The sequence below is a fragment of the Prescottella defluvii genome, assembly GCF_000738775.1.
Taxonomy (GTDB): domain Bacteria; phylum Actinomycetota; class Actinomycetes; order Mycobacteriales; family Mycobacteriaceae; genus Prescottella; species Prescottella defluvii.
This window is the reverse complement of record NZ_JPOC01000201.1, coordinates 1-637: the sequence shown is the minus strand read 5'-3', so window position 1 is coordinate 637 and position 637 is coordinate 1. Positions and strand designations below refer to the sequence as shown.

At 68.8% G+C, this 637-nt stretch carries 1 protein-coding gene; it reads right to left on the bottom strand.

Annotated features, from left to right (window positions below):
- Nucleotides 1-528 (bottom strand): MFS transporter (locus tag IJ15_RS0124470; RefSeq protein WP_037136319.1); only part of this gene is annotated, 528 nt, incomplete at its 3' end.
- Between the last annotated feature and the right edge of the window lie 109 nt (nucleotides 529-637).

Here is a 637-nt window from a genome sequence, read left to right as displayed (position 1 = left end):
CCACCAGTAGTGCTCGAGCAGGAACCCGCCGACGATCGGACCGAGCGCGGCACCGGCGGCGAAACACGCGGCCCACACGGCGATCGCGAGTCGGCGCTGGGTGGCGTCGACGAAGATGTTGCGCAGCAACGACAGCGTCGAGGGCATGAGCATGGCACCGAAGAAGCCGAGCGCGGCCCGCGCCACGATCAGGGTCTGCGGGTCGGGGGCGTAGGCGGCGAACGTGGACACCGCGGCGAAGCCCGTCGCGCCGATGAGCAGCAGCCGTCGACGACCGAACCGGTCGCCCAGGCTGCCCATCGACACCAGCAGCCCGGCCAGGACCAGCGGGTAGATGTCGATGATCCACAACTGCTGTGCGCCGGAGGGACCGAGCGTCTCGGTGATCGACGGCAACGCGAAGGCCAGCACGGTGTTGTCGACGGAGACCAGCAGTACCGGGAGCATCAGGACGGCCAGCGCGATCCACTCCCGCGGTCCGGCCAGGGCCGGGGTCTGAGCTGGTTCGGTACGTGTGTCGGTCGACATGTTGGCTTCCTGGTCGTGTGCGGACATCCTTGGTTACTGTACCAGCCGGACGGTGCAGTAACCGAGGCGCTATCGTTCGTCTCATGCCACCGCCGCCCGTCGCCCGCGC